This window comes from Halobacillus sp. A1, from assembly GCF_024189295.1.
GTDB lineage: Bacteria > Bacillota > Bacilli > Bacillales > Halobacillaceae > Halobacillus_A.
Genome location: NZ_JAIZEN010000004.1, coordinates 83,682 through 101,705, shown reverse-complemented (window position 1 = coordinate 101,705; position 18,024 = coordinate 83,682). Strand labels below are relative to the sequence as shown.

The window sequence follows — 18,024 nt, the reverse complement described above, 5'->3', positions numbered from 1 at the left end:
ACTGAGGGATCCTGTTCCTAATCCGGTGAAACATCTTTTAACATTGCTTCATAAAAAAACGCTCTTATCGTTATAATGTAAGCGGCCAAGCTTAACATAAAAACGATAAGAGCGATTATTTTATGATTATATTTTCAACTGCTTAATTTTCGCCAAACATGAAATCCCTATGATGATAAGAAACCGAAAACGCAAGGCCTATTGCAAGTAGAAAAGCAAGCAACGAGCTGCCCCCATAGCTAATATACGGCAGGGGAATCCCTGTTATCGGCAGAAGTTGAATTGACATCCCTATGTTTTGAAAAACGTGGAACGCAATCATACAAATCAGCCCCACAATGACATACGTACTGAACTTATGATTGGCTCTTGAAGCTATCGTCGTCAGCCGATAAATGAAAAGAAAGAAAGCGAGCAGCACAACACAACTCCCAATAAAACCATATTCCTCACCGATGATACTGAAAATGAAATCAGAATGACTTTCCGGTAAGTAAACTTCTCTTTCTCCTATACCCTTACCATACATTTGACCAGATCCAATCGCCCGCATTGCGCGGATTAACTGGAACCCTTCTGATGAACTATATTGTTCGGGATTAAGCCAGGAATAAATCCTTCCCAGCTGGTACTGCTTCACTCCTAAATACTGATCTAATATTTGAGGAAACCGAATCGCTAGCCAGATGATGAAGGTACCCGCCGCAGCTAACGTTCCGAAGATTGGAAGGATTACCCGCCACCTGATGCCTGATATAACGATCATCCCTCCCATAATAGCTATGAACACTAACCCGGTTCCTAGATCAGGCTGCTGCATGATCAAGGCTAATGGAGCTAACGTCAGACCAACAATTTTACCCAGCAAAAGAAAATCACTTTTTAAATCTTTTACTCTAATCCTCTCGTGATGATTCGTCACCACATTCGCTAAAATGAGAATCGTAAATACCTTCATGAACTCTGATGGCTGAATAGACCCTAAACCCGGTAATACAAACCAGCTTTTCTGACCTTTAATAACTGGTGCAATCGTCGATGGAGCAATGACAAGCGCCAGCAATGCAATAAGCCCCGCTATGTATAAAGGCCAGCTGATTTTTTTATAAAAATCCGGTTCAAAATACAGCATGACCCCGATAATTCCTCCGCCTACCACGTACCAGACAAGCTGTTTCATCATAAAATTCTCATTATATTGAGCACTTTGCTGAGCGCTATACAGTGCCACACAACTGATAATCATAAATAAGATAAGAACAAAACCTAACTTCCAATCAAACCGTTCTTCAAACTTCACTTTAGATCTTCCCCTTTCAAAGGGACTTTCAACTACATCGGAATCCGACCCTAAACTATTATTATTTTACCACAGAAAGTTTATGAGTTGGCGCTTCCTTTATTTCCACAACTTATGAAAACCACCTATATTCTAGTAGTCACTAGTAAACCATCATGTTACGATAAGAGGTACATATTTCCAATAGAAAGAGGTGAAGTCACGTTGTCCCTTACTGATATTTTCGAAACGTTTTCTCAGGAAGCTCAGCAATTATCGAGCAGCCTATATGGTCATTTGTCCAACCATATTGCCCACGACAAAGAATTGCTCGAGCTGTGTTCATATGCCCGGAAAGGTCAGCCTGCACCAAATTTACTGTTCGGCAGCGTCCAATTCCTTTTAAAAGGGTCAGGACACCCTTTATCGAATTATTATTCCAATCTCACCGAAAACCCGCTGCCACCTTCTGATGCTTTCAATCATTTCAAAGATTTCTGCCAACTTCACCAAAAGGAAATCAAAGTACTATTGCAAAACAGACTCGTTCAAACTAATGAAGTAAGACGCTGCGCTTTCCTATACCCTTGTTTTAATTATGTGTACGATACAATACGCAAGCCCTTAGCTCTTATAGAAATCGGAACGAGTGCAGGTCTCCAGTTGTTGTGGGATAAATACAGCTATACTTACGATGAAGATTCCACCTATGGCAGCCATGAAACGAACGTACATATAACGTCAAAGATAAAATCCTCAAAAAAACCGAAAATCTCACAAAACCCATCACCTGTCAGCGATCGATTCGGGTTGGATTTGCACATCAATAGTGTCGAAAAAGTAGAAGACCTCCAGTGGCTCGAAGCTTTGATTTGGCCTGAACATCGCGAGCGACGCCAACTGTTCCAGCAGGCAGCAGCTGCGGTTCAAGCTACTCACCTTCACCTAATAGAGGGGGATGGCGTGGATCTCTTGCCACAAACTGCCGAAGGTATTTCCAAAGACTCAATTGTATGCGTTTTTCATACTCACGTAGCCAATCAGATGAACGACGCCACAAAACAAAAGTTGCTGAATTCCATAGACCATATAGGGAAAGAAAGAGATGTCGCCCATTTATATAACAACATAGAGGACCAAAAGCTTCATTTGGATACAATAATTCATGGTGAAAAAAACCGCAAAATCGTCGGTGATACCGACGGCCACGGCCGCTGGTTCACCTGGGAAATGAAAACGTTGTAAGTGGGATCATATTAATCACCCTTCTTCCAATCATTCAATTTAATCAGAGTGCTTTTTAAGAAGTAGGTAATGTCCATCTATGAACAGTGGTCTTAATGGTTTAATCACAAATTGTATAGGAGGTAGATTGATAGAATGCAAAATCGTCATGACAATTTGTTTGAACAGCTGGAACAATACAGAAGGGAACTTCTATCCTTAGTAGATGATGTAACTGAAAAGGAATCGAACTCCATTCCTAAAGGGTTCAATAATAACATACGTTGGAATCTCGGTCATGTCTATTTAGATCAATTTTCCTGGCTTCAATTCCTGACGAAAGAAAAATCACCTGTTCCGGAAAATTTTCAAAAATGGTTCGGGTTCGGAACAAATCCAAACGATTTTGATGAGCATACCCCCTCCTTAGAGGAGCTTAAACAATTATTATCGGTTCAACCTCAGCAAATTAAAAAAATGTACGGAGATCGCCTGGAAGTCGAATATTCCACCACCGAGATGAACATGCGCACAATCGAGCAAGTATTAATTCGGACGATTTTTCACGAGGGAATGCATTTTCAAGCTATCCTAGACATTAAGAAGTTCTTATAATTTTCCTTTTTTTGAAACGATCCCCTTTATAAACCGTATATAAAGTAACTCCATCAAACTTGAAAGGTGGAAAGTCCTATGAAATTTATATGCTTTTACTTCGGATTACTATTGACTGGAATTTTTGGAGGACAATTTCTGGTTCGTTTATTAAGAGATGGAGACTTTTTCGTTGCCGAATTCATCGGAGGTCTACTTGGAGTTGTACTTTTAATAACTTGTGCTGCCATAAAAGGCTCGTTCCGACCAATTGATTCTCCACAAGATTAAGGAGGAAGCTGCCCCTGTTAGGAAATACATCATCTTTTTTATAAGCTTTCCGCTCATCTATATCGTCTTGCAAATTACGTCAGGTTGGTTCCTAACCGTATTACATACGCCGGATTTCACATCATACTCTAGATCTGGTGAAGTGATGGCATCACCAGTATTATTCATCATTTTATCGATAATTCCAGCCATTTATTAATCATATAAATGGAAAACGGACTGACCCGTCTTGTTTCATACAGATAAAAGGAGTGGTACTATAAACAAAAATACAAAACCTTTTAACGATGGAACTGACCATAACCACAAACATGAGGGATCACCTGTGAACGAAGAATCGGGTGATTTACCGAAAGGGATTCGTTGGATTGGATACTTTCTCGTCGTCGGGATCCTGCTCATGCTGACCTTTGCGTTGCTCGGATCGTTATTATAATTTAGGGAGGTATGAAGATGAGCCTGAACAAAAAGGTTTTATTATCACTAATTGCTTTTTCTATAGTAGTTGCCATTTTTTTAATTGGCACCCACTCCTATTTCAACTATAAGATAATCAATTATGCCAGTGACCGCTGCTATGAAGAAGGTGGAGTGCCTGATGTGGAGCAAAGCTTTTTAGCATGGAATTATTCATTCAACTGTGACATCAGTTAGCCCCTGTACATAAAGGAGAATCCGCAATGAGTGAACACCAAGTAAAAGGAAGGAACGTTGATGCTTACACCCGCTGCGCCCATTACCACAGCGAAGTAGATATCATCGCCATAAAATTCTATTGCTGCAGCGAATACTATGCCTGCTACTACTGCCACAAAGAATGTGCCGGTCACCCCGCCGATAAATGGCCAAAGACAAAGCAGGATGAAACAGCGATATTATGCGGAAGCTGTAAGTATGAACTTTCCATTAATGAATATATCCATACTTCCTCATGTCCAAAATGCCATCATCCATTTAATGAAGGCTGTAGCAGCCACTTTCCTTTATATTTTGAGATGACATAAAAGAAGTCCCGCTTTGTAATATAGCGGGACTTCTTTTTCATAATTGTTGAACGGCTTCTATAACATTTTCAGCTGCAGTGACTGCCGAGATTACCGACACACCATCAGCTCCTGCCGCTATCACCTCGTGCGCATTATTAACCGAGATGCCGCCAATTCCTACAAGCGGAACGTCAGGATGAAGCTGTTTTACCCGCTCGATCCACTCCACCCCAACCGGTTCCTTCGCATCGATTTTCGTAGATGTCCCAAACACAGGACCTGCCCCTAGATAATCAACAGAAGCAACAGCACTTCCCTTTAATTCCTCTTCATTCGAAATCGATAGTCCAATGATTTTTTCCGGGAAAAGGGATCGCAGCTCCTCCACATCGACATCGTCCTGACCGACATGAATGCCATCCGCTTCAAGAGGATCCACCAAAACGCTGTCATCATTTACAATAAACAACACATTATGCGTCCGGCAAAGCTGGCGTAATTTTTCGCCTAGCGAAAGCTTCTCTTTCCCTTCTAGAGACCCCGGACCTTTTTCACGGAATTGAAAAGCTGTGATCCCGCCTTGAATCGCTTCAGTGAGCACGTCTACTGGATCACGCGTGCAATTTTGACTGCCCATAATTAAATATTTTCGTAATCGGTCCGCAAGTTCCAAGGTTCATCACCCCTCCAGCTTCGTTATATCCATTGCAAGCGCATCAATGAAACATGCAGCAAAAGTGCCTGGTCCATTAACATTAGTGTGTCTGGACGCTCTTTCAGCTGCCAGTCCATAAAAGCGTGCAGCAGCCAGGGTTTGCTCCAGCCGCGTACCAGAGGTAGATAGACATGCCGCTAAAATTGAGCCTAACAGACAGCCTGATCCCGTTACTTTACCCAGCCATTCATGTCCAGCCTGGTTAGTCATAATTTCTTGCCCGTCGCTGATGACATCAGTCTCCCCTGTCACCAAAGCAATCGTGTTGTACTTTTCCGCTACCTTCTTAGCAATCTCTTCACTATCGCCTTCACCGACTGAATCTACGCCTTTCGTTTCTAACGTGATGCCTACAAGATGAGCCATCTCGCCAGCATTTCCTTTAATGGCCGTCGGCTGAACTTCATCTATGATTCTCTGAAAGGCTTCTGTACGATAACTCGTCGCAGCAACTCCTACAGGGTCAATAACGACAGGAACGCCTTTTTGGTTCGCGGCTTTCCCTGCCAGAATCATCGCACGAAGGTGCGGTTCAGTGAGCGTTCCGATATTGATTAATACACCGTCAGAAAGCTGCGCGATATCCGCTGCGTCTTCCTCAGCCATTGCCATTATCGGAGAACCTCCAAAAGCGAGCAGTCCATTTGCACTGAAATTCATGACAACCTCATTCGTAAGGTTATGAATCAAAGGTTTCGTCTCACGCACTTCATTGACAAGCTTTATAGCCATTTATTAAAAACCTCCTCGCGAGTCGCGAAATGATTGGTCGGTCCACTTCCTTGTCCAAGATCAAGAGAATGACGGATTGCTTCCGTAACGAAGTACTTCGCTTCTTCCACTGCATCAGGTAACGCGTGCCCCTGACCAAGAAAAGCAGTAATTGCGGCTGCGTAAGTGCAGCCTGTGCCGTGAGTATTGTTTGTATCTATCCGTTCACTTGTGAATTCGTGTATTCTTTTTCCATCATATAGGAAATCGATCGCTTCCCCTTTCATATGACCGCCCTTAATCAAGGCAGCACCTGCCCCAAACCTGGTACATATCTGTTCAGCAGCCTTCTTCATATCATCATGAGATTCAATCTTGCACCCAAGGATATACTCAGCTTCAGGAATATTGGGCGTCACTAGTGAAGCTAAAGGCAATAAGTGATCACGTAAATAACCACGGGATTCTTCTTCAATCAAGGCGTCACCGCTCGTTGCTACCATAACAGGATCCATGACATAAGGGGCAGGAATAGATTCTATCCACTCTGCAATCACCTTCATCATTTCCACATTGGATATCATACCTGTCTTCAAAGCATGGACAGGCATATCTGATGAAATGGCCTCCAACTGACTTTTCAGGAACTCCGATGGAAGGTGGTAAACATCTTTAACTCCTGTTGTATTTTGAGATACGACTGAAGTGATGACGCTCATGCCATAGGATTTCAATTCTTGGAACGTTTTCAAATCGGCCTGGATGCCCGCACCTCCGCTTGGGTCTGTCCCGGCAATTGTAAGTGCTGTAGAGACATTTCTCATTTGGAATTCACCCCTTCCCATTGCGGCCATTCTTCACAAATATAAGCCATCTCCCAGAACTTCCATTCCAGTTGGCAGCTTTTGCGGAATGCATCTTTCATGCGCTGCCGCTCAGCTTCTGAAGCTTCGTCGGCCACTTCATCTAAACGATTACGCATCGCTTGTGAGAGCGTATCAAATTCCTCGTCAGCATAAAATTTAATCCATGGGTAAAACGTATCGTCAGGGTCAGGCTGATATTTTTTCATCAAATGTTGTCCGATTTCAAGGTACGTCCACGGGCAGGGGAGCATAGCTGCTAGAATTTCACCCAGCCCTCCCAACTGGGCGTGGTACATCATGTGTTTGACGTAGTGATCAGCTGTTGGCGGAAGCGGATAGCCTTGAAGTTCGTCATAACCGACTCCGATGACGTCACAAAAGTTCTGGTGGGGGTGGGTTTCACTGTTCAAAACGAAACCCACTTGTTCATTGAAGTATTCAATATCTTTGCGGTTAGTAGATTTTGAGATTCCTACGCCGTAAATGTGCATGAAAGCATTCAAGTATTCGTAGTCTGCTTTGATATAATGAGCGATAGCATCATGGGGTACATCCCCTTTCCCAATACCGTCTACGAATGGGTGGTTAAAAATAGCCTCGAATATATCATTGTTTTCCCTTCTCAACGTCTCTGTGAAACTCATACGTTTGGCCTCCTTATAATTTAACTATGTTAAACGTCGGTGTTGATTTTTCATAAAAGTTCTTCAACAATTTGCCAGGATTGATCAAGATTTCAGCCCGAGGTATCCAGGGTTCGTTGCTGTATTAACAGTCAGTGGTGGTTGGGAAGCTACTCTCGAAATGGAATGAACGAACCCTATTCTCAAGAAGGAACGGATTCTGTCTAACGTTAAAATGTTTTGAATTACAATCAATATTGAGTATTAAAAGGTAACTCTTAAAGTTCTGATGTCCCATAATAGGAGTTGCCGTTCCACTTAACCTTCGCAATGAGATCCGGGAAATTGCGAGACTCCTGTGGGAAGAGAGTGCTGTGTGAGACCCCGGAGAGCGCTAGCTCGAGGAGGATCACCGCGCTCCCACGGAAAGGGAGTAATTTTCCGGAGCTCTAACCGCTGTCAAACAAAACGGAAACATTACAACAGTACAAAAACCTCGAAAGTGAGTCTTCAAGATAAGGGAGCTTACATGAATAACAACTCCAAAAATTCACCTGACTCTATATTATATAATCAGTCTAGCTGAGGTACTAAATTGGTACGTCTCACTCTTGAAGCTACGAGCCATCCTAAAAGTGCTCCGCTGACGCTGCTTACGATGAAGGATGGCAAGAAAGCGACTGCGCCCACTGAGCTGCCCATCAACACATTAGCAAAAGGGACGGCAAACATCGCCCCAATTAAACCAGAACCTACCATCTCTCCTCCCGCAGCCGCAAAAGATTTCTGGGTCCATTTGTACATAAAGCCGGCAAATAAGGCTCCGATCATTCCCCCGGGGAACGCTAATAACGTTCCCAGACCGAGCAGGTTTCGCAATAAACCAATCACAAAAGCGATTACTACAGCCGGACCCGGTCCGAGGGTTATAGCTGCCATGACGTTAACTGCATGCTGGACAGGATAGGCTTTCGCAACCCCCGCAGGAAACCAGAGCAGTTGAGCACCTAATGTACCAATCGCTACAAATACGGCCATGGTGGTCAATAAACGTGTTCGATTCATGAGACTCCTCCCTTCTTCATTAGAGGACAAACACAAAAAAGCCAGATCCTGGGAAGGACCTGACTTGTATAGGTAGAGTAATAGACTGATCGTCTAACTACTTCCCTCCGCTGGTGTTAACCAGATCAGGTGCTTAAGAGTCGGAAAGCATTTGCTTTCCTCTCAGCCCGTAATGGGCCCCCCTAGTAGTTTCTGTAAATATTTGATTGGTTTTAAATATCATAACAAAGCATTTTTGATTTGTCATTGTAAAAGGTGTAACATTTTCCATAAAAGAACCGACTACCCACTGAAAATATAGAAGGGAAAGATCCGTTATGAAAAAATGGATGGTCATACTTGCACTGTCACTGACCGCTTGTGGAACGACAGACATCAATGAAGAACCGGATTCCTCTGAAGAAGTTAGTAATGACCCAGCAGAATCGTCCTCTTTTTCTGGATTTGTGATGGACCAGAATGAAGACAGCATCCTGGTAGTAGATTTAATTGAAAATAGAGGCGGGGCACCGATTTGGGTCTCAGGCGTTGAAAAAGACATGTGGCTTGGAAAAAAAGTCGAGGTTGAAATTGTCGGCCCTATCGCAGAGTCCACCCCCATGCAAGGTCAGGCAGGTGAAGTGACTGTCGTTGAGTCCAATCAGCCCAAAGGAGCTGATTTGAATGAGTCAGAAGCGCTGGCAAGTGCTCTCAGTGAAGTCGATCGCGGCAATGCCTTATCTGTAGAAACCATGGAATATAACGACGAGGAAGACCAATGGACAATTAAAATGCGTTCCACTGTAACAGAAAGCGGTACGGAGAGAGTAACTGTCGACGACGATGACTTTGAACAGGAATGATTGTATGAAAGCTTTCATACTATAATCACGTTTCTCTGTATTCATTAAAAATCTCCCCAGGCCGCCGATACTTTCTAACAGCCTGAGGAGAGCTTTATTCTTCTACTTTTTTCAGCATCCAGAGTCTTACACTGAGTTCAAGCAAAAACATGTCGTCCGCGTTCAATAAAGATAGTCCTGTCAATTGCTCAATATTACGCAATCTGTGGAGCAGCGATTGCCTGTGTAAATTCAAAGCCCGGGCTGTCTGGCTTACATTGCTGTTGTATTTATTATAAACAATGAACGTGTTAATCAAGTCAGTTTGTCGCTTTTGATCATATTCTATCAATTTATGGAGAGTGTTCTTAACGATTTGTTCAATTTCTTTTTCATGGGACAAAGCAATTAATAAACGGTTCATTCTCGTGTCGCTGAAGAAAGTGCGGTCGCCTATTTCATGCTGCTGACGCCCTATATTATAAGCTGTGACTGCTTCATTATAGCTTTTATGAAATACAAATATGCCATCCTTATGCATCGATATTCCCCAGGAAATATTAATTCCTGCTAATAATTCATTCAACCTTCGTTCCACAAGATCGAGAAATTGGTTCGTTGTTTCGACATAAGGTCGGTCATCAGCTTCTAAGAAAACAATCACTTCACCATCTTCAAAAGTCGCCATCGTTCTCCTTTTTAAAACATCTCCCGCATGTGCCACTTCCTTCTGAATGTAGTAATTACGGCTGTGCATGGAGGAAGACATAATGGCCTGCTCGGAACTTCCAATATGGTCATCTACTTTTTTCTTGAACCGAATTTCTCCAACGAGACATATATAAGGCTTTGTCAAATCGTAGCCGAGCAACTGAGCCTTGGACTGAAGCTGTTTATCCATTTCCATATCCGTTTTTGCGAGGTCGAGAAGGAAATTGTCCTTTAAACGGATTTCAGTCATTTCGATAGCATTCTCTTTGACAAAATATAAGGCACAAGCAGTCAAGGCGTGCTCCAGAATGTTGAGGTTGGACCATGTGAGTTCTGTGTCGCTTTCCGGTTTAAACAACAGGTAGCCTTGTTTTTTATAGTTTGATAAAATGGTCAGCTGATAGCAAGAATCTTCTCCAATCTTGTACTCTTCAATATAATGGTATAATGGATGATCCTTAAACGGCGTCTCCCTGGAGGTGATGAGCTCATAATCGCCTGCCGCTTCTCCATTCAGCACGTCGATCATATGGCCGTCAAAATAATAGTTCGCGCGAACGAGCTTATTATGGTCGCTGATTGCTACAGGGATCGTAGTATTTTCATAAACGATCTTCATAATTTCCTGAAGACCTTTTCCGTTCAACACACAATTGATAAGCTCCTGCCTTATTTCTTCTGTACGCTGCTGTTCCACCCTTTTCCTCTTGCTGATTTCCGATAAAACGTCATGAAGGACATCTCCGAATCTCACATCCCATGGAATCTCAAGAAGAACGAATTGGTGTTTAGACGCCAGGGTCGTAATCCGATCGGGAATTTTATAAATATGCCTTCCTGTAGCGAATGCCAGCGCTGACGCCCCTGAATCAATAACATCTTGCACATAGCCCTCAAGCGCTTCCGGATCGTCACTACACCCGATTCCTGTACTTAATACGAATTCATTTCTCCGAACAAAGTTTTCCACCGGTGTTTCGATGACTGAAATCCATTCAATTTCTCTTTCTTTCAGATGCTTTTCACCGGTCAATACTTTTGCAGGCTCCATCACAGGGATTTGCAAAACATCCTCAACATGTATTCCCATCCTACCACCCCATTACTATCTAATCTAAAGCAACTCACGAATGGTGTCATGATCGACATTATTCCCACTAACGACGATCACTATGTTTTCACCTGCCTCTTCACTTTTATGAAGCACCTTTCCGATACCAGCAGCGGCAGCCCCTTCTATGATCATTTTATGATGCTCCATCATAAAAAGGATTCCTTTTTTTATAGTTTCTTCTGAAACGAGCAAGCTTTCGTCCAAGTATTGCCTAGTCAATTGAAACGTATGTTCATTACTTGGACCTAATCCTCCCAATAAACTGTCTGCCAGTGTATCCGACTCTTTCATGGAAACTGGAACACCTCGCTTCAAGCTTTCATGCATGACCGCTGAATTCTCCATTGAAATTCCCTGGATATGAATATCAGGCATCATCGTTTTAAGGGTGAAAGCAATTCCTGAAAGCAGTCCTCCTCCAGACAAAGGAACAATGAGCTGATCGACTTCAGGAAGCTCATGAAGGATTTCCAGCCCAATCGTACCCTGTCCCGCTATTACTTGGATATCATCAAAAGGCTTAATGACGGTCAACCCCTGTAATTCTTCCAGCTCATAGCAAAAGGCTTCGGCATCATCCTGATTTTCACCCACTTTTTCCACATTTGCGCCCAGTCTCATCAACCTATTCACTTTTTCATTAGGAACCCGGTTGGATATACAAACGGTTGCGTTGATCCCCAACTGTTCAGCTACGTAAGCAACTGCTATGCCGTGGTTCCCAGTAGAAAAGGTAGCCACTCCTTTGCTTTGTTCTTCAGGTGTCAACGATAAGATTTTATTAGCTGCTCCTCGTAATTTAAAAGCACCCGTCGGCTGATAATTTTCTAATTTCAAGTAAATGTGACGGCCTGTATGCTTTGAGAGGGGCTCAGAATACAGGAGCGGGGTTTTGGCCACTATATTCCTTATACGCTTATTGGCTTGCCATACATCCCTTAACGACAACTTATTCTTCAAAATTCCCCCTCCTTTATAGATTCAGATTTTTCTGATAATATATCATAAAAATAAAGATCGTACTATATGTACGACCTCATTATTATTTTTCACGCAGTGATCGATGAATGACATCTTGTAAATGTTCACAACTATGAACAGATTCTATACTTGCGGCTAAAACCTCTTCATTCGGAACTGCTGCCCAGTCCAACACATACCCTGCTTCCAGAGCGATGCACCTTATAAATTCCCTTAGACTGCGTCCGTTACCTTCCCGAAAAGGGTGAAGCACATTAATTTCAGCCATATAATACGATAGACGTTCCGCTAATTCAGCCTTACTCATATGGTCCCAGTTCTCCGATAAAAGCTTTGCGAATAATTCGCCAGCCGCGTGGCGGATAAATTGGGATTGAGCGAACGTAAATCCATCTTTTGTGATATTTTCCGTTCTTATTTCTCCAGCGAACGGATATAAATCTTTAAAAATGGATTCATGAATCTTTTGCAGATGCCTCAAATCAAAATCTCCACTGACGGGGTGCTCTTGAAGCTCTGATAACCGCTGTGTTGCCAAAATCGTTTCCATCGTTTGAAGCTGACGATCATTCTTAATATCATAATGGTTGATAAGAATGGATGTTCCTGCATAACAATAGCGGGAGGATCCGCTGCCATACCTGGATTTAGGCATGGCGAGCCAATTCCAAAGCCCGCTTCAAAAATTCTTTATGTGTAATAGAGCCTGTCAATCGTTTCATGACGAGGCTTTCTTCCCGCTTACTCAAATTCATTCCTTCGATAGCCATGGAAGCTTTTGCAGATTCCATCATGCTCTCTGCCTGCTCATCCGTACGAACGCTCATCTAAACAACCCTCCGACCGAATTGATCTATTATTATTATACTACAAAACGGTGCAAAAATACAGAGATATAGTTCGACAAAACGCTACATAACAGCATTTATGAGGTTTTTTTCTTGCGGTTTGTTTTCTTGGCAGCCGTTTTTCGTTTTGGTGCAATTTTTTTCGATTCTTTTGTGCTTTCAAGGGATTTTTCTAAAGCTTCCATCAGATTGGTCACATTTTCAGGTGTAGTTTCCTGTTTCGCAGTCGTCACTTCTTCATTGTTTCGTTTCGCTTCAATCAATTCCATTAAAGCTGTACGATATTCATCGGTATATTTTTCAGGTTCAAATTCGGCCGTCAGCTGATCGATCAAAGTAATCGCTGTGCTCACCTCTTTTTTACTCAGGTCCGTCGTTTGCTCTGGCACATTCGGGACATCTGCCACATTACGAACCTCATCCGGAAAGTGAATCGTCTCCATAATAAGCGTGTTTTCATACACCCTGACAATGGCGAGCTGCTCTTTAGAACGAATGATGATCTTAGCAATTCCGATCTTTCCTGTATCGCTTAAAGCCTGGCGAAGGAGTCCATACGCTTTTGTGCCTCCTTCATTAGGCGACATAAAGTAACTGCGGTCGAAGTATATCGGATCGATCTCTTCTAATTTGACAAAATCCAATATTTCAACCGACTTATCCTGCTGTTCTTTCTTTAAGTTCTCCAAATCTTCCGCATCAAGAACGACAAATTTGTTTTTCGCGTATTCATAAGCTTTTACAATGTCTTCGTTCGATATTTCTTTATCACAAACAGGACACCTTTTCTTATACTCAATCGGAGATTTGCATTCTTCGTGCAGCTGTCTCAGCTTGATATCCTTATTTTCAGTGGCTGCATGGAGCTTGATCGGTATATTAACAAGTCCAAAGCTTATCGTTCCTTTCCACATCGTATGCATCGATCCACACTCCTTTTTATTTAGCATGTACTCGAACATTAAATTTATGATTAAATCCCTGCGTATCGCTTAAACTATGAGGAGAAAAGCAGGTGATATGTATGGACAAGCCAATGCTTCCGACTTTGTCATCTTCCCTCATGGAGGGGGAAGAATGGATGTACGAGGTGAAATATGACGGTTTCAGAGCGTTCCTTAGCTGGACAACAGGCGGAGTGGAGTTGAGGAGTAGAAATGGGAAAGATTTATCTCGGCAATTCCCTGAAATAATAAACGCTTTAGATAAGTGTACGTTAAATGAAGAACCTATCCTATTGGATGGGGAGATTGTTATTTTAAATAATGCCTATCAAGCAAACTTCCCCCTTTTGCAAACGAGAGGGCGTATGAAGAAACTAGAAAAAATCAAGCAACTTTCTTCCCGTCGTCCCGCTGTGTTTATGGCCTTTGACATGCTGAAACGGGAAAGTGACTTAACATCCCAGCCATATTTGGACAGGAAAAGACACCTTAAAGAGTTCATTGAACAGCTGAGCACACCTGCTCTGAACTATGTAGAGTCTTTTAAGGATAAGAAATCGGTCCAAAGGCTAGTCTTTGACCATTTAGGTGAAGGTATTGTAGCCAAAAGAACCGACAGCTCTTATGCGAATAATAAAAGAACGAGATTGTGGCTGAAAATAAAAGAGTGGCGGACAGTATCCGGCTTCCTGACTCAATACAATCCAGAAAATGATTATTATGAGGCAGAAATTTATGACGGAGAGAAAAGAACAGTACTCGGACGTTTTAAAAACGGGCTGAGTGATGAAGAATCCCAAACTTTACGCACTTTTTTTAGAGAGAAAGGGGATGGATGGAGATTACAGCCAAGCATTTGTGTGGATATCAATTGTTTAGAAGCCTCCAGGGGAGAGTTGAGAGAACCTCAGTTCAATAACTTCCGCTTTGACCTCAACCCAAACGAGTGCACGGCAGATAAGCTGAATTGGGACTTATCTCTCTTCCCTCAAGATGTCGAATACACCCATACCGACAAACAACTATGGCCTAATGGTATAACCAAGAAGGATTATCTTATTTATTTACGTCATGCGGCTGCTTATATGCTTCCATATTTTAAAGATAAGCACGTGACGGTGATACGCTACCCTGATGGAATGAAGAAACAATCTTTTTTTCAAAAGAATGCGCCTGATTATGCACCAGACCATGTGAAAGGGCAGTCGACGAGCGAAGGTGAAATGCGTCTGAGAGTCGAACAACTGTCTTCTCTATTATGGCTTGGCAATCAGGGGGCCCTTGAATTTCATCTTCCTTTCCAAAAGACTTTATCCGATCATCCCGACGAAATCATTTTTGATTTAGATCCTCCAGAGAAAGAAAGTTTTGGTACAGCCATATTAGCCGCCGGATTGTTAAAACATCTGTTGGACGAGCTAGGAGTCTACAGTTTTGTAAAAACATCAGGAAACAAGGGGCTGCAAATTCACCTTCCTATAGAGGAAGGCAGTATGACCTATAAAGAGACACGAAAATTCACTGAACAGCTGGCTTTGCTTCTCGTTAAAGAAAAACCCGAACTCTTCACCATTGAACGCTTGAAGAAAAATCGCAGAGGACGTCTCTACATTGACTACGTACAGCATGCAGAAGGAAAAACGATTATTGCTCCTTATTCTGCACGGGCTACGAAAGAAGCCAGTGTAGCTGCTCCACTATTCTGGCACGAACTAGATGAACCCCTGACACCTTCCATGTTTACCGTTAAGAACGTTATTGAACGGCTCCATAAGCTTGGGTGCCCTTTTCAAAATTATCAAGAAGTTAGAAAGGTTCAGCCGATCAACACGATTAAAAAGCTATAGAAAAAGGGCTCTACATATGAAGTAGAGCCCTGCGTTTCTATTTACTTTAGATATGCCGTTCAAATTGTTCTCTCAGTTTAAACTTTTGTAATTTACCACTGGCATTTCTCGGCAGTTCATCAACAAATTCGTATCTCCTCGGCCTTTTATACCGTGCAAGACTGCTGCTCGATATGCAATACTCTTCAAGCTCCTCAGCCGTTATGGGTTCCTTAGCAACAATATGGGCGACCACTCTTTCTCCCCACATTTCATCCGGTTCTCCGATCACGGCAGCATCTACAACAGAAGGGTGGGCGAACAAAGCATCCTCCACTTCTCTGGAATAGATATTCTCTCCTCCCGAAATGATCATATCTTTAACTCGATCGCTCACCCATAGATACCCTTCTTCGTCAAAGTGGCCTATATCACCAGAGTGATACCAACCTTTATACATCACTTCTTCTGTAGCTTCAGGCCGGTTATAATATCCCTTCATCGTGCTTGGTCCCCGCACCACGATCTCCCCTAATTCACCTGGAGCACAAACGTCATCGGGGTCAGAAGGTCCGTTTTCCTGTGTTCTGACAACCCGCACCTCATGGTTGATCAACGCTCTCCCTGCAGACCCCGCTTTGGATATTTGTTCATCCTCAAAGAGTGCTGTAATAGCAGGACCCATTTCAGTCATTCCATAAGCCTGCAGCAACTGAACGCCAAGCGCTTCATGTAATCGGGTGGTTAACGCAGGAGCCATAGGAGCCCCGCCATAAAGTCCTTGCCTTAACGTTGAGAAGTCTTCTTGAGAAAAGTCTTCCTGCAGCACCATGTTCCACATCGTCGGAGCAGCAAATAAAGTAGAGATTTGTTCTTCACGTACCGTTTCAATCATGGCAGGGGCGTCAAAATGATGAAGAATGACATTGGCTGCTCCAACCATCACTCTAGGGAAGAATGTACAATGGAGCTCAGCACAATGAAACATAGGAGCAACCGTTAAGCCGCGATCTTGCGGTGTCAGCCTCAAGGTAGCCGTTAACACTAGGGCTTGATCCACCATATCACGATGTGTATGAAGGACACCTTTAGGGGTACCGGTTGTACCCGAAGTGTACATGATAGCGTAAAGATCATCCTCTTCTATCAAACAGTCAGGACGCGACGTCTCCGATCCTTCAATCATTTGATAGTAGTGCCTTGCATAAGACAAATCAGGTTCATCAATCGACCAAAAATCGATATGAGGAGATTCTGACGCTACCCCTTCTAAGGAACCTGCCGTAGCTTTTTCGAAGATGACCACTTTAGGACTGGCATCTTTAATAATATAATCGATTTCTTGAGAGGTCAGTCGAAAGTTGATCGGATTGAAAACGGCACCGATTTTCATACATGCAAATAAAGTGGTGGCGAATTCAGCGGTGTTAAAAAGGACAGTAGAGACACGGTCCCCTTTATCCACCCCTTCAGCTAGAAGAGTGTTGGCCATTCTATTTACTTCGTCATTCCACTCCCGATATGTCCACCTTGTACCTAACCGTAAATCCACAAGACCTTCTTTATTTGGATACTTCGCTACTGTCTGCTCGAACATGCTCTTCAACGTTGGACCCACCCTGATCCACTCCCTTTTTTATATTGTCGTCCTGCCCTACCTTGGCTGTAACCTTATGGCTCCGTCGAGTCGAACCACCTCCCCGTTCATCATGGGATTTTCAACGATACTTAAAACTAACCTTCCATATTCATCCGGTTTTCCTAGACGCTTCGGAAATGGTGTCATCTGACTGAGTGCCTCTTTTGCAGAGTCAGGAAGAACTTCGAACATCGGAGTTTCAAATAGCCCTGGTGCAATCGTCATCACTCTAATGCCGTAACGCGCAAGCTCCCGCGAAATAGGAAGAGTCATCCCAGCTACGCCTCCTTTAGAAGCGCTGTAAGCAGCCTGGCCGATCTGACCTTCAAAAGCCGCAATGGATGCCGTATTAATAATGATGCCTCGTTCACCTTCTTCGTTAGGGACATTTTCCTGCATATGTTCAGTGATCAATCGAATCATGTTGAAGGTGCCGATTAGATTCACTTCAATCACCTTTTGAAAAGAACCCAGTTTATGGGCGCCTTCTTTGCCGGAAACCTTCTCTGCAATCACGATTCCCGCACAATTAACAAGACCGTTAATTGTTCCAAATTGTTGGACTGAGAAACTGATCATTTTCTTTACTTGTTCTTCTGACGTCACATCAACTTCACAGAAAACAGCAGAAGATCCCAATTCATCCGCTAGAGCTTGTCCTTTAGCAGCATTTTGATCTGCAATGATCGCTCTTCCTCCATGGGCAGCAATCCTTCGCACAGTTGCTTCTCCTAAACCTGAAGCTCCCCCTGTCACTACAGCGGTCAGCTCATTCACTTGCATCCC

At 43.0% G+C, this 18,024-nt stretch carries 20 protein-coding genes and 1 riboswitch; of the genes, 7 read left to right on the top strand and 13 right to left on the bottom strand.

The window, feature by feature from the left end; genetic code table 11:
- Positions 1-142: 142 nt before the first annotated feature.
- On the bottom strand, positions 143-1,300 hold the full coding sequence (locus LF817_RS06130) for an FtsW/RodA/SpoVE family cell cycle protein (protein ID WP_253934903.1): 1,158 nt from the start codon (positions 1,298-1,300) through the stop codon (positions 143-145).
- Between the two features lie 204 nt (positions 1,301-1,504).
- Here LF817_RS06130 and LF817_RS06125 point away from each other — a divergent pair, with 204 nt between their 5' ends.
- The 5 genes from LF817_RS06125 to LF817_RS06105 all read left to right on the top strand — a co-directional run bounded on the left by LF817_RS06125 (position 1,505) and on the right by LF817_RS06105 (position 4,392).
- Positions 1,505-2,524, top strand: a complete 1,020-nt coding sequence (locus LF817_RS06125) for a DUF2332 domain-containing protein (protein ID WP_253934902.1) — start codon at positions 1,505-1,507, stop codon at positions 2,522-2,524.
- A gap of 135 nt (positions 2,525-2,659) precedes the next feature.
- Entirely contained in the window at positions 2,660-3,118 is a 459-nt protein-coding gene (locus LF817_RS06120; RefSeq protein WP_253934901.1) for a DinB family protein, read from the top strand.
- 78 nt (positions 3,119-3,196) lie between these two features.
- A complete protein-coding gene (locus LF817_RS06115) occupies positions 3,197-3,388 on the top strand; it encodes a hypothetical protein (RefSeq protein ID WP_253934900.1) in 192 nt (63 codons plus the stop codon).
- Positions 3,389-3,841: 453 nt separating this feature from the next.
- Positions 3,842-4,042 (top strand): hypothetical protein, encoded by a 201-nt coding sequence (locus LF817_RS06110; RefSeq protein ID WP_253934899.1) that lies wholly within the window; start codon positions 3,842-3,844, stop codon positions 4,040-4,042.
- 26 nt (positions 4,043-4,068) lie between these two features.
- On the top strand, positions 4,069-4,392 hold the full coding sequence (locus tag LF817_RS06105; protein WP_253934898.1) for a CHY zinc finger protein: 324 nt from the start codon (positions 4,069-4,071) through the stop codon (positions 4,390-4,392).
- Between the two features lie 37 nt (positions 4,393-4,429).
- Here LF817_RS06105 and thiE read toward each other — a convergent pair whose 3' ends face one another.
- The 5 genes from thiE to thiW form a co-directional block, all read right to left on the bottom strand.
- Positions 4,430-5,047 carry a thiamine phosphate synthase gene (gene thiE, locus LF817_RS06100; protein WP_253934897.1) on the bottom strand — a complete coding sequence of 206 codons (618 nt, stop codon included), beginning with the start codon at positions 5,045-5,047 and terminating at the stop codon, positions 4,430-4,432.
- A 6-nt stretch (positions 5,048-5,053) separates the two neighbouring features.
- The gene (thiM, locus tag LF817_RS06095) at positions 5,054-5,821 is read right to left on the bottom strand and encodes a hydroxyethylthiazole kinase (protein WP_253934896.1); all 768 of its coding nucleotides are present in this window, start codon (positions 5,819-5,821) and stop codon (positions 5,054-5,056) included.
- Positions 5,812-6,624: a bifunctional hydroxymethylpyrimidine kinase/phosphomethylpyrimidine kinase gene (thiD, locus tag LF817_RS06090; RefSeq protein ID WP_253934895.1), complete on the bottom strand. Its 813-nt coding sequence runs from the start codon at positions 6,622-6,624 to the stop codon at positions 5,812-5,814. Before thiD ends, thiM begins: the two co-directional genes overlap by 10 nt.
- Positions 6,621-7,310, bottom strand: coding sequence for a thiaminase II (tenA, locus tag LF817_RS06085; protein ID WP_253934894.1), 690 nt, complete (start codon positions 7,308-7,310; stop codon positions 6,621-6,623). The genes thiD and tenA overlap by 4 nt, the downstream gene beginning before the upstream one ends.
- 552 nt (positions 7,311-7,862) lie before the next feature.
- The gene (thiW, locus tag LF817_RS06080) at positions 7,863-8,354 is read right to left on the bottom strand and encodes an energy coupling factor transporter S component ThiW (protein ID WP_253934893.1); all 492 of its coding nucleotides are present in this window, start codon (positions 8,352-8,354) and stop codon (positions 7,863-7,865) included.
- A gap of 85 nt (positions 8,355-8,439) precedes the next feature.
- Positions 8,440-8,548, bottom strand: a riboswitch (TPP riboswitch).
- Positions 8,549-8,671: 123 nt separating this feature from the next.
- Here thiW and LF817_RS06075 point away from each other — a divergent pair.
- The gene (locus tag LF817_RS06075; protein WP_253934892.1) at positions 8,672-9,196 is read left to right on the top strand and encodes a DUF3221 domain-containing protein; all 525 of its coding nucleotides are present in this window, start codon (positions 8,672-8,674) and stop codon (positions 9,194-9,196) included.
- Positions 9,197-9,290: 94 nt separating this feature from the next.
- Here the strand turns inward: LF817_RS06075 and LF817_RS06070 are convergent, their stop codons facing one another.
- The 5 genes from LF817_RS06070 to ku form a co-directional block, all read right to left on the bottom strand.
- A complete protein-coding gene (locus tag LF817_RS06070) occupies positions 9,291-10,976 on the bottom strand; it encodes a PucR family transcriptional regulator (RefSeq protein WP_253934891.1) in 1,686 nt (561 codons plus the stop codon).
- A gap of 24 nt (positions 10,977-11,000) precedes the next feature.
- Positions 11,001-11,960 carry a threonine/serine dehydratase gene (locus tag LF817_RS06065; RefSeq protein WP_253934890.1) on the bottom strand — a complete coding sequence of 320 codons (960 nt, stop codon included), beginning with the start codon at positions 11,958-11,960 and terminating at the stop codon, positions 11,001-11,003.
- Between the two features lie 82 nt (positions 11,961-12,042).
- Entirely contained in the window at positions 12,043-12,636 is a 594-nt protein-coding gene (locus tag LF817_RS06060) for a Fic/DOC family protein (protein ID WP_253934889.1), read from the bottom strand.
- Complete coding sequence (locus tag LF817_RS06055; protein WP_253934888.1) at positions 12,629-12,808, bottom strand: hypothetical protein; 180 nt, start codon at positions 12,806-12,808, stop codon at positions 12,629-12,631. The genes LF817_RS06060 and LF817_RS06055 overlap by 8 nt, the downstream gene beginning before the upstream one ends.
- A gap of 98 nt (positions 12,809-12,906) precedes the next feature.
- Entirely contained in the window at positions 12,907-13,752 is an 846-nt protein-coding gene (gene ku, locus LF817_RS06050) for a non-homologous end joining protein Ku (RefSeq protein WP_253934887.1), read from the bottom strand.
- A gap of 101 nt (positions 13,753-13,853) precedes the next feature.
- Here ku and ligD point away from each other — a divergent pair, with 101 nt between their 5' ends.
- On the top strand, positions 13,854-15,620 hold the full coding sequence (gene ligD / locus LF817_RS06045; RefSeq protein ID WP_253934886.1) for a DNA ligase D: 1,767 nt from the start codon (positions 13,854-13,856) through the stop codon (positions 15,618-15,620).
- 46 nt (positions 15,621-15,666) lie between these two features.
- On the opposite strand, the gene LF817_RS06040 is transcribed toward ligD, so the two are convergent.
- Complete coding sequence (locus LF817_RS06040; protein ID WP_256558212.1) at positions 15,667-17,196, bottom strand: fatty acid--CoA ligase; 1,530 nt, start codon at positions 17,194-17,196, stop codon at positions 15,667-15,669.
- Between the two features lie 57 nt (positions 17,197-17,253).
- Positions 17,254-18,021 carry a 3-hydroxyacyl-CoA dehydrogenase gene (locus tag LF817_RS06035; protein ID WP_253934884.1) on the bottom strand — a complete coding sequence of 256 codons (768 nt, stop codon included), beginning with the start codon at positions 18,019-18,021 and terminating at the stop codon, positions 17,254-17,256.
- Positions 18,022-18,024: the final 3 nt, after the last annotated feature.

What these genes read in the sequence shown, in the direction of transcription:
- LF817_RS06120 (WP_253934901.1), top strand. Translation starts at nt 2,660, where the DNA reads ATGCAAAATCGTCATGACAATTTGTTTGAACAGCTGGAACAATACAGA.
- LF817_RS06115 (WP_253934900.1), top strand. Translation starts at nt 3,197, where the DNA reads ATGAAATTTATATGCTTTTACTTCGGATTACTATTGACTGGAATTTTT.
- LF817_RS06110 (WP_253934899.1), top strand. Translation starts at nt 3,842, where the DNA reads ATGAGCCTGAACAAAAAGGTTTTATTATCACTAATTGCTTTTTCTATA.
- LF817_RS06105 (WP_253934898.1), top strand. Translation starts at nt 4,069, where the DNA reads ATGAGTGAACACCAAGTAAAAGGAAGGAACGTTGATGCTTACACCCGC.
- thiM (WP_253934896.1), bottom strand. Translation starts at nt 5,821, where the DNA reads ATGGCTATAAAGCTTGTCAATGAAGTGCGTGAGACGAAACCTTTGATT.
- thiD (WP_253934895.1), bottom strand. Translation starts at nt 6,624, where the DNA reads ATGAGAAATGTCTCTACAGCACTTACAATTGCCGGGACAGACCCAAGC.
- tenA (WP_253934894.1), bottom strand. Translation starts at nt 7,310, where the DNA reads ATGAGTTTCACAGAGACGTTGAGAAGGGAAAACAATGATATATTCGAG.
- thiW (WP_253934893.1), bottom strand. Translation starts at nt 8,354, where the DNA reads ATGAATCGAACACGTTTATTGACCACCATGGCCGTATTTGTAGCGATT.
- LF817_RS06075 (WP_253934892.1), top strand. Translation starts at nt 8,672, where the DNA reads ATGAAAAAATGGATGGTCATACTTGCACTGTCACTGACCGCTTGTGGA.
- LF817_RS06070 (WP_253934891.1), bottom strand. Translation starts at nt 10,976, where the DNA reads ATGGGAATACATGTTGAGGATGTTTTGCAAATCCCTGTGATGGAGCCT.
- LF817_RS06060 (WP_253934889.1), bottom strand. Translation starts at nt 12,636, where the DNA reads ATGCCTAAATCCAGGTATGGCAGCGGATCCTCCCGCTATTGTTATGCA.
- LF817_RS06055 (WP_253934888.1), bottom strand. Translation starts at nt 12,808, where the DNA reads ATGAGCGTTCGTACGGATGAGCAGGCAGAGAGCATGATGGAATCTGCA.
- ku (WP_253934887.1), bottom strand. Translation starts at nt 13,752, where the DNA reads ATGCATACGATGTGGAAAGGAACGATAAGCTTTGGACTTGTTAATATA.
- ligD (WP_253934886.1), top strand. Translation starts at nt 13,854, where the DNA reads ATGGACAAGCCAATGCTTCCGACTTTGTCATCTTCCCTCATGGAGGGG.
- LF817_RS06040 (WP_256558212.1), bottom strand. Translation starts at nt 17,196, where the DNA reads ATGTTCGAGCAGACAGTAGCGAAGTATCCAAATAAAGAAGGTCTTGTG.
- LF817_RS06035 (WP_253934884.1), bottom strand. Translation starts at nt 18,021, where the DNA reads ATGCAAGTGAATGAGCTGACCGCTGTAGTGACAGGGGGAGCTTCAGGT.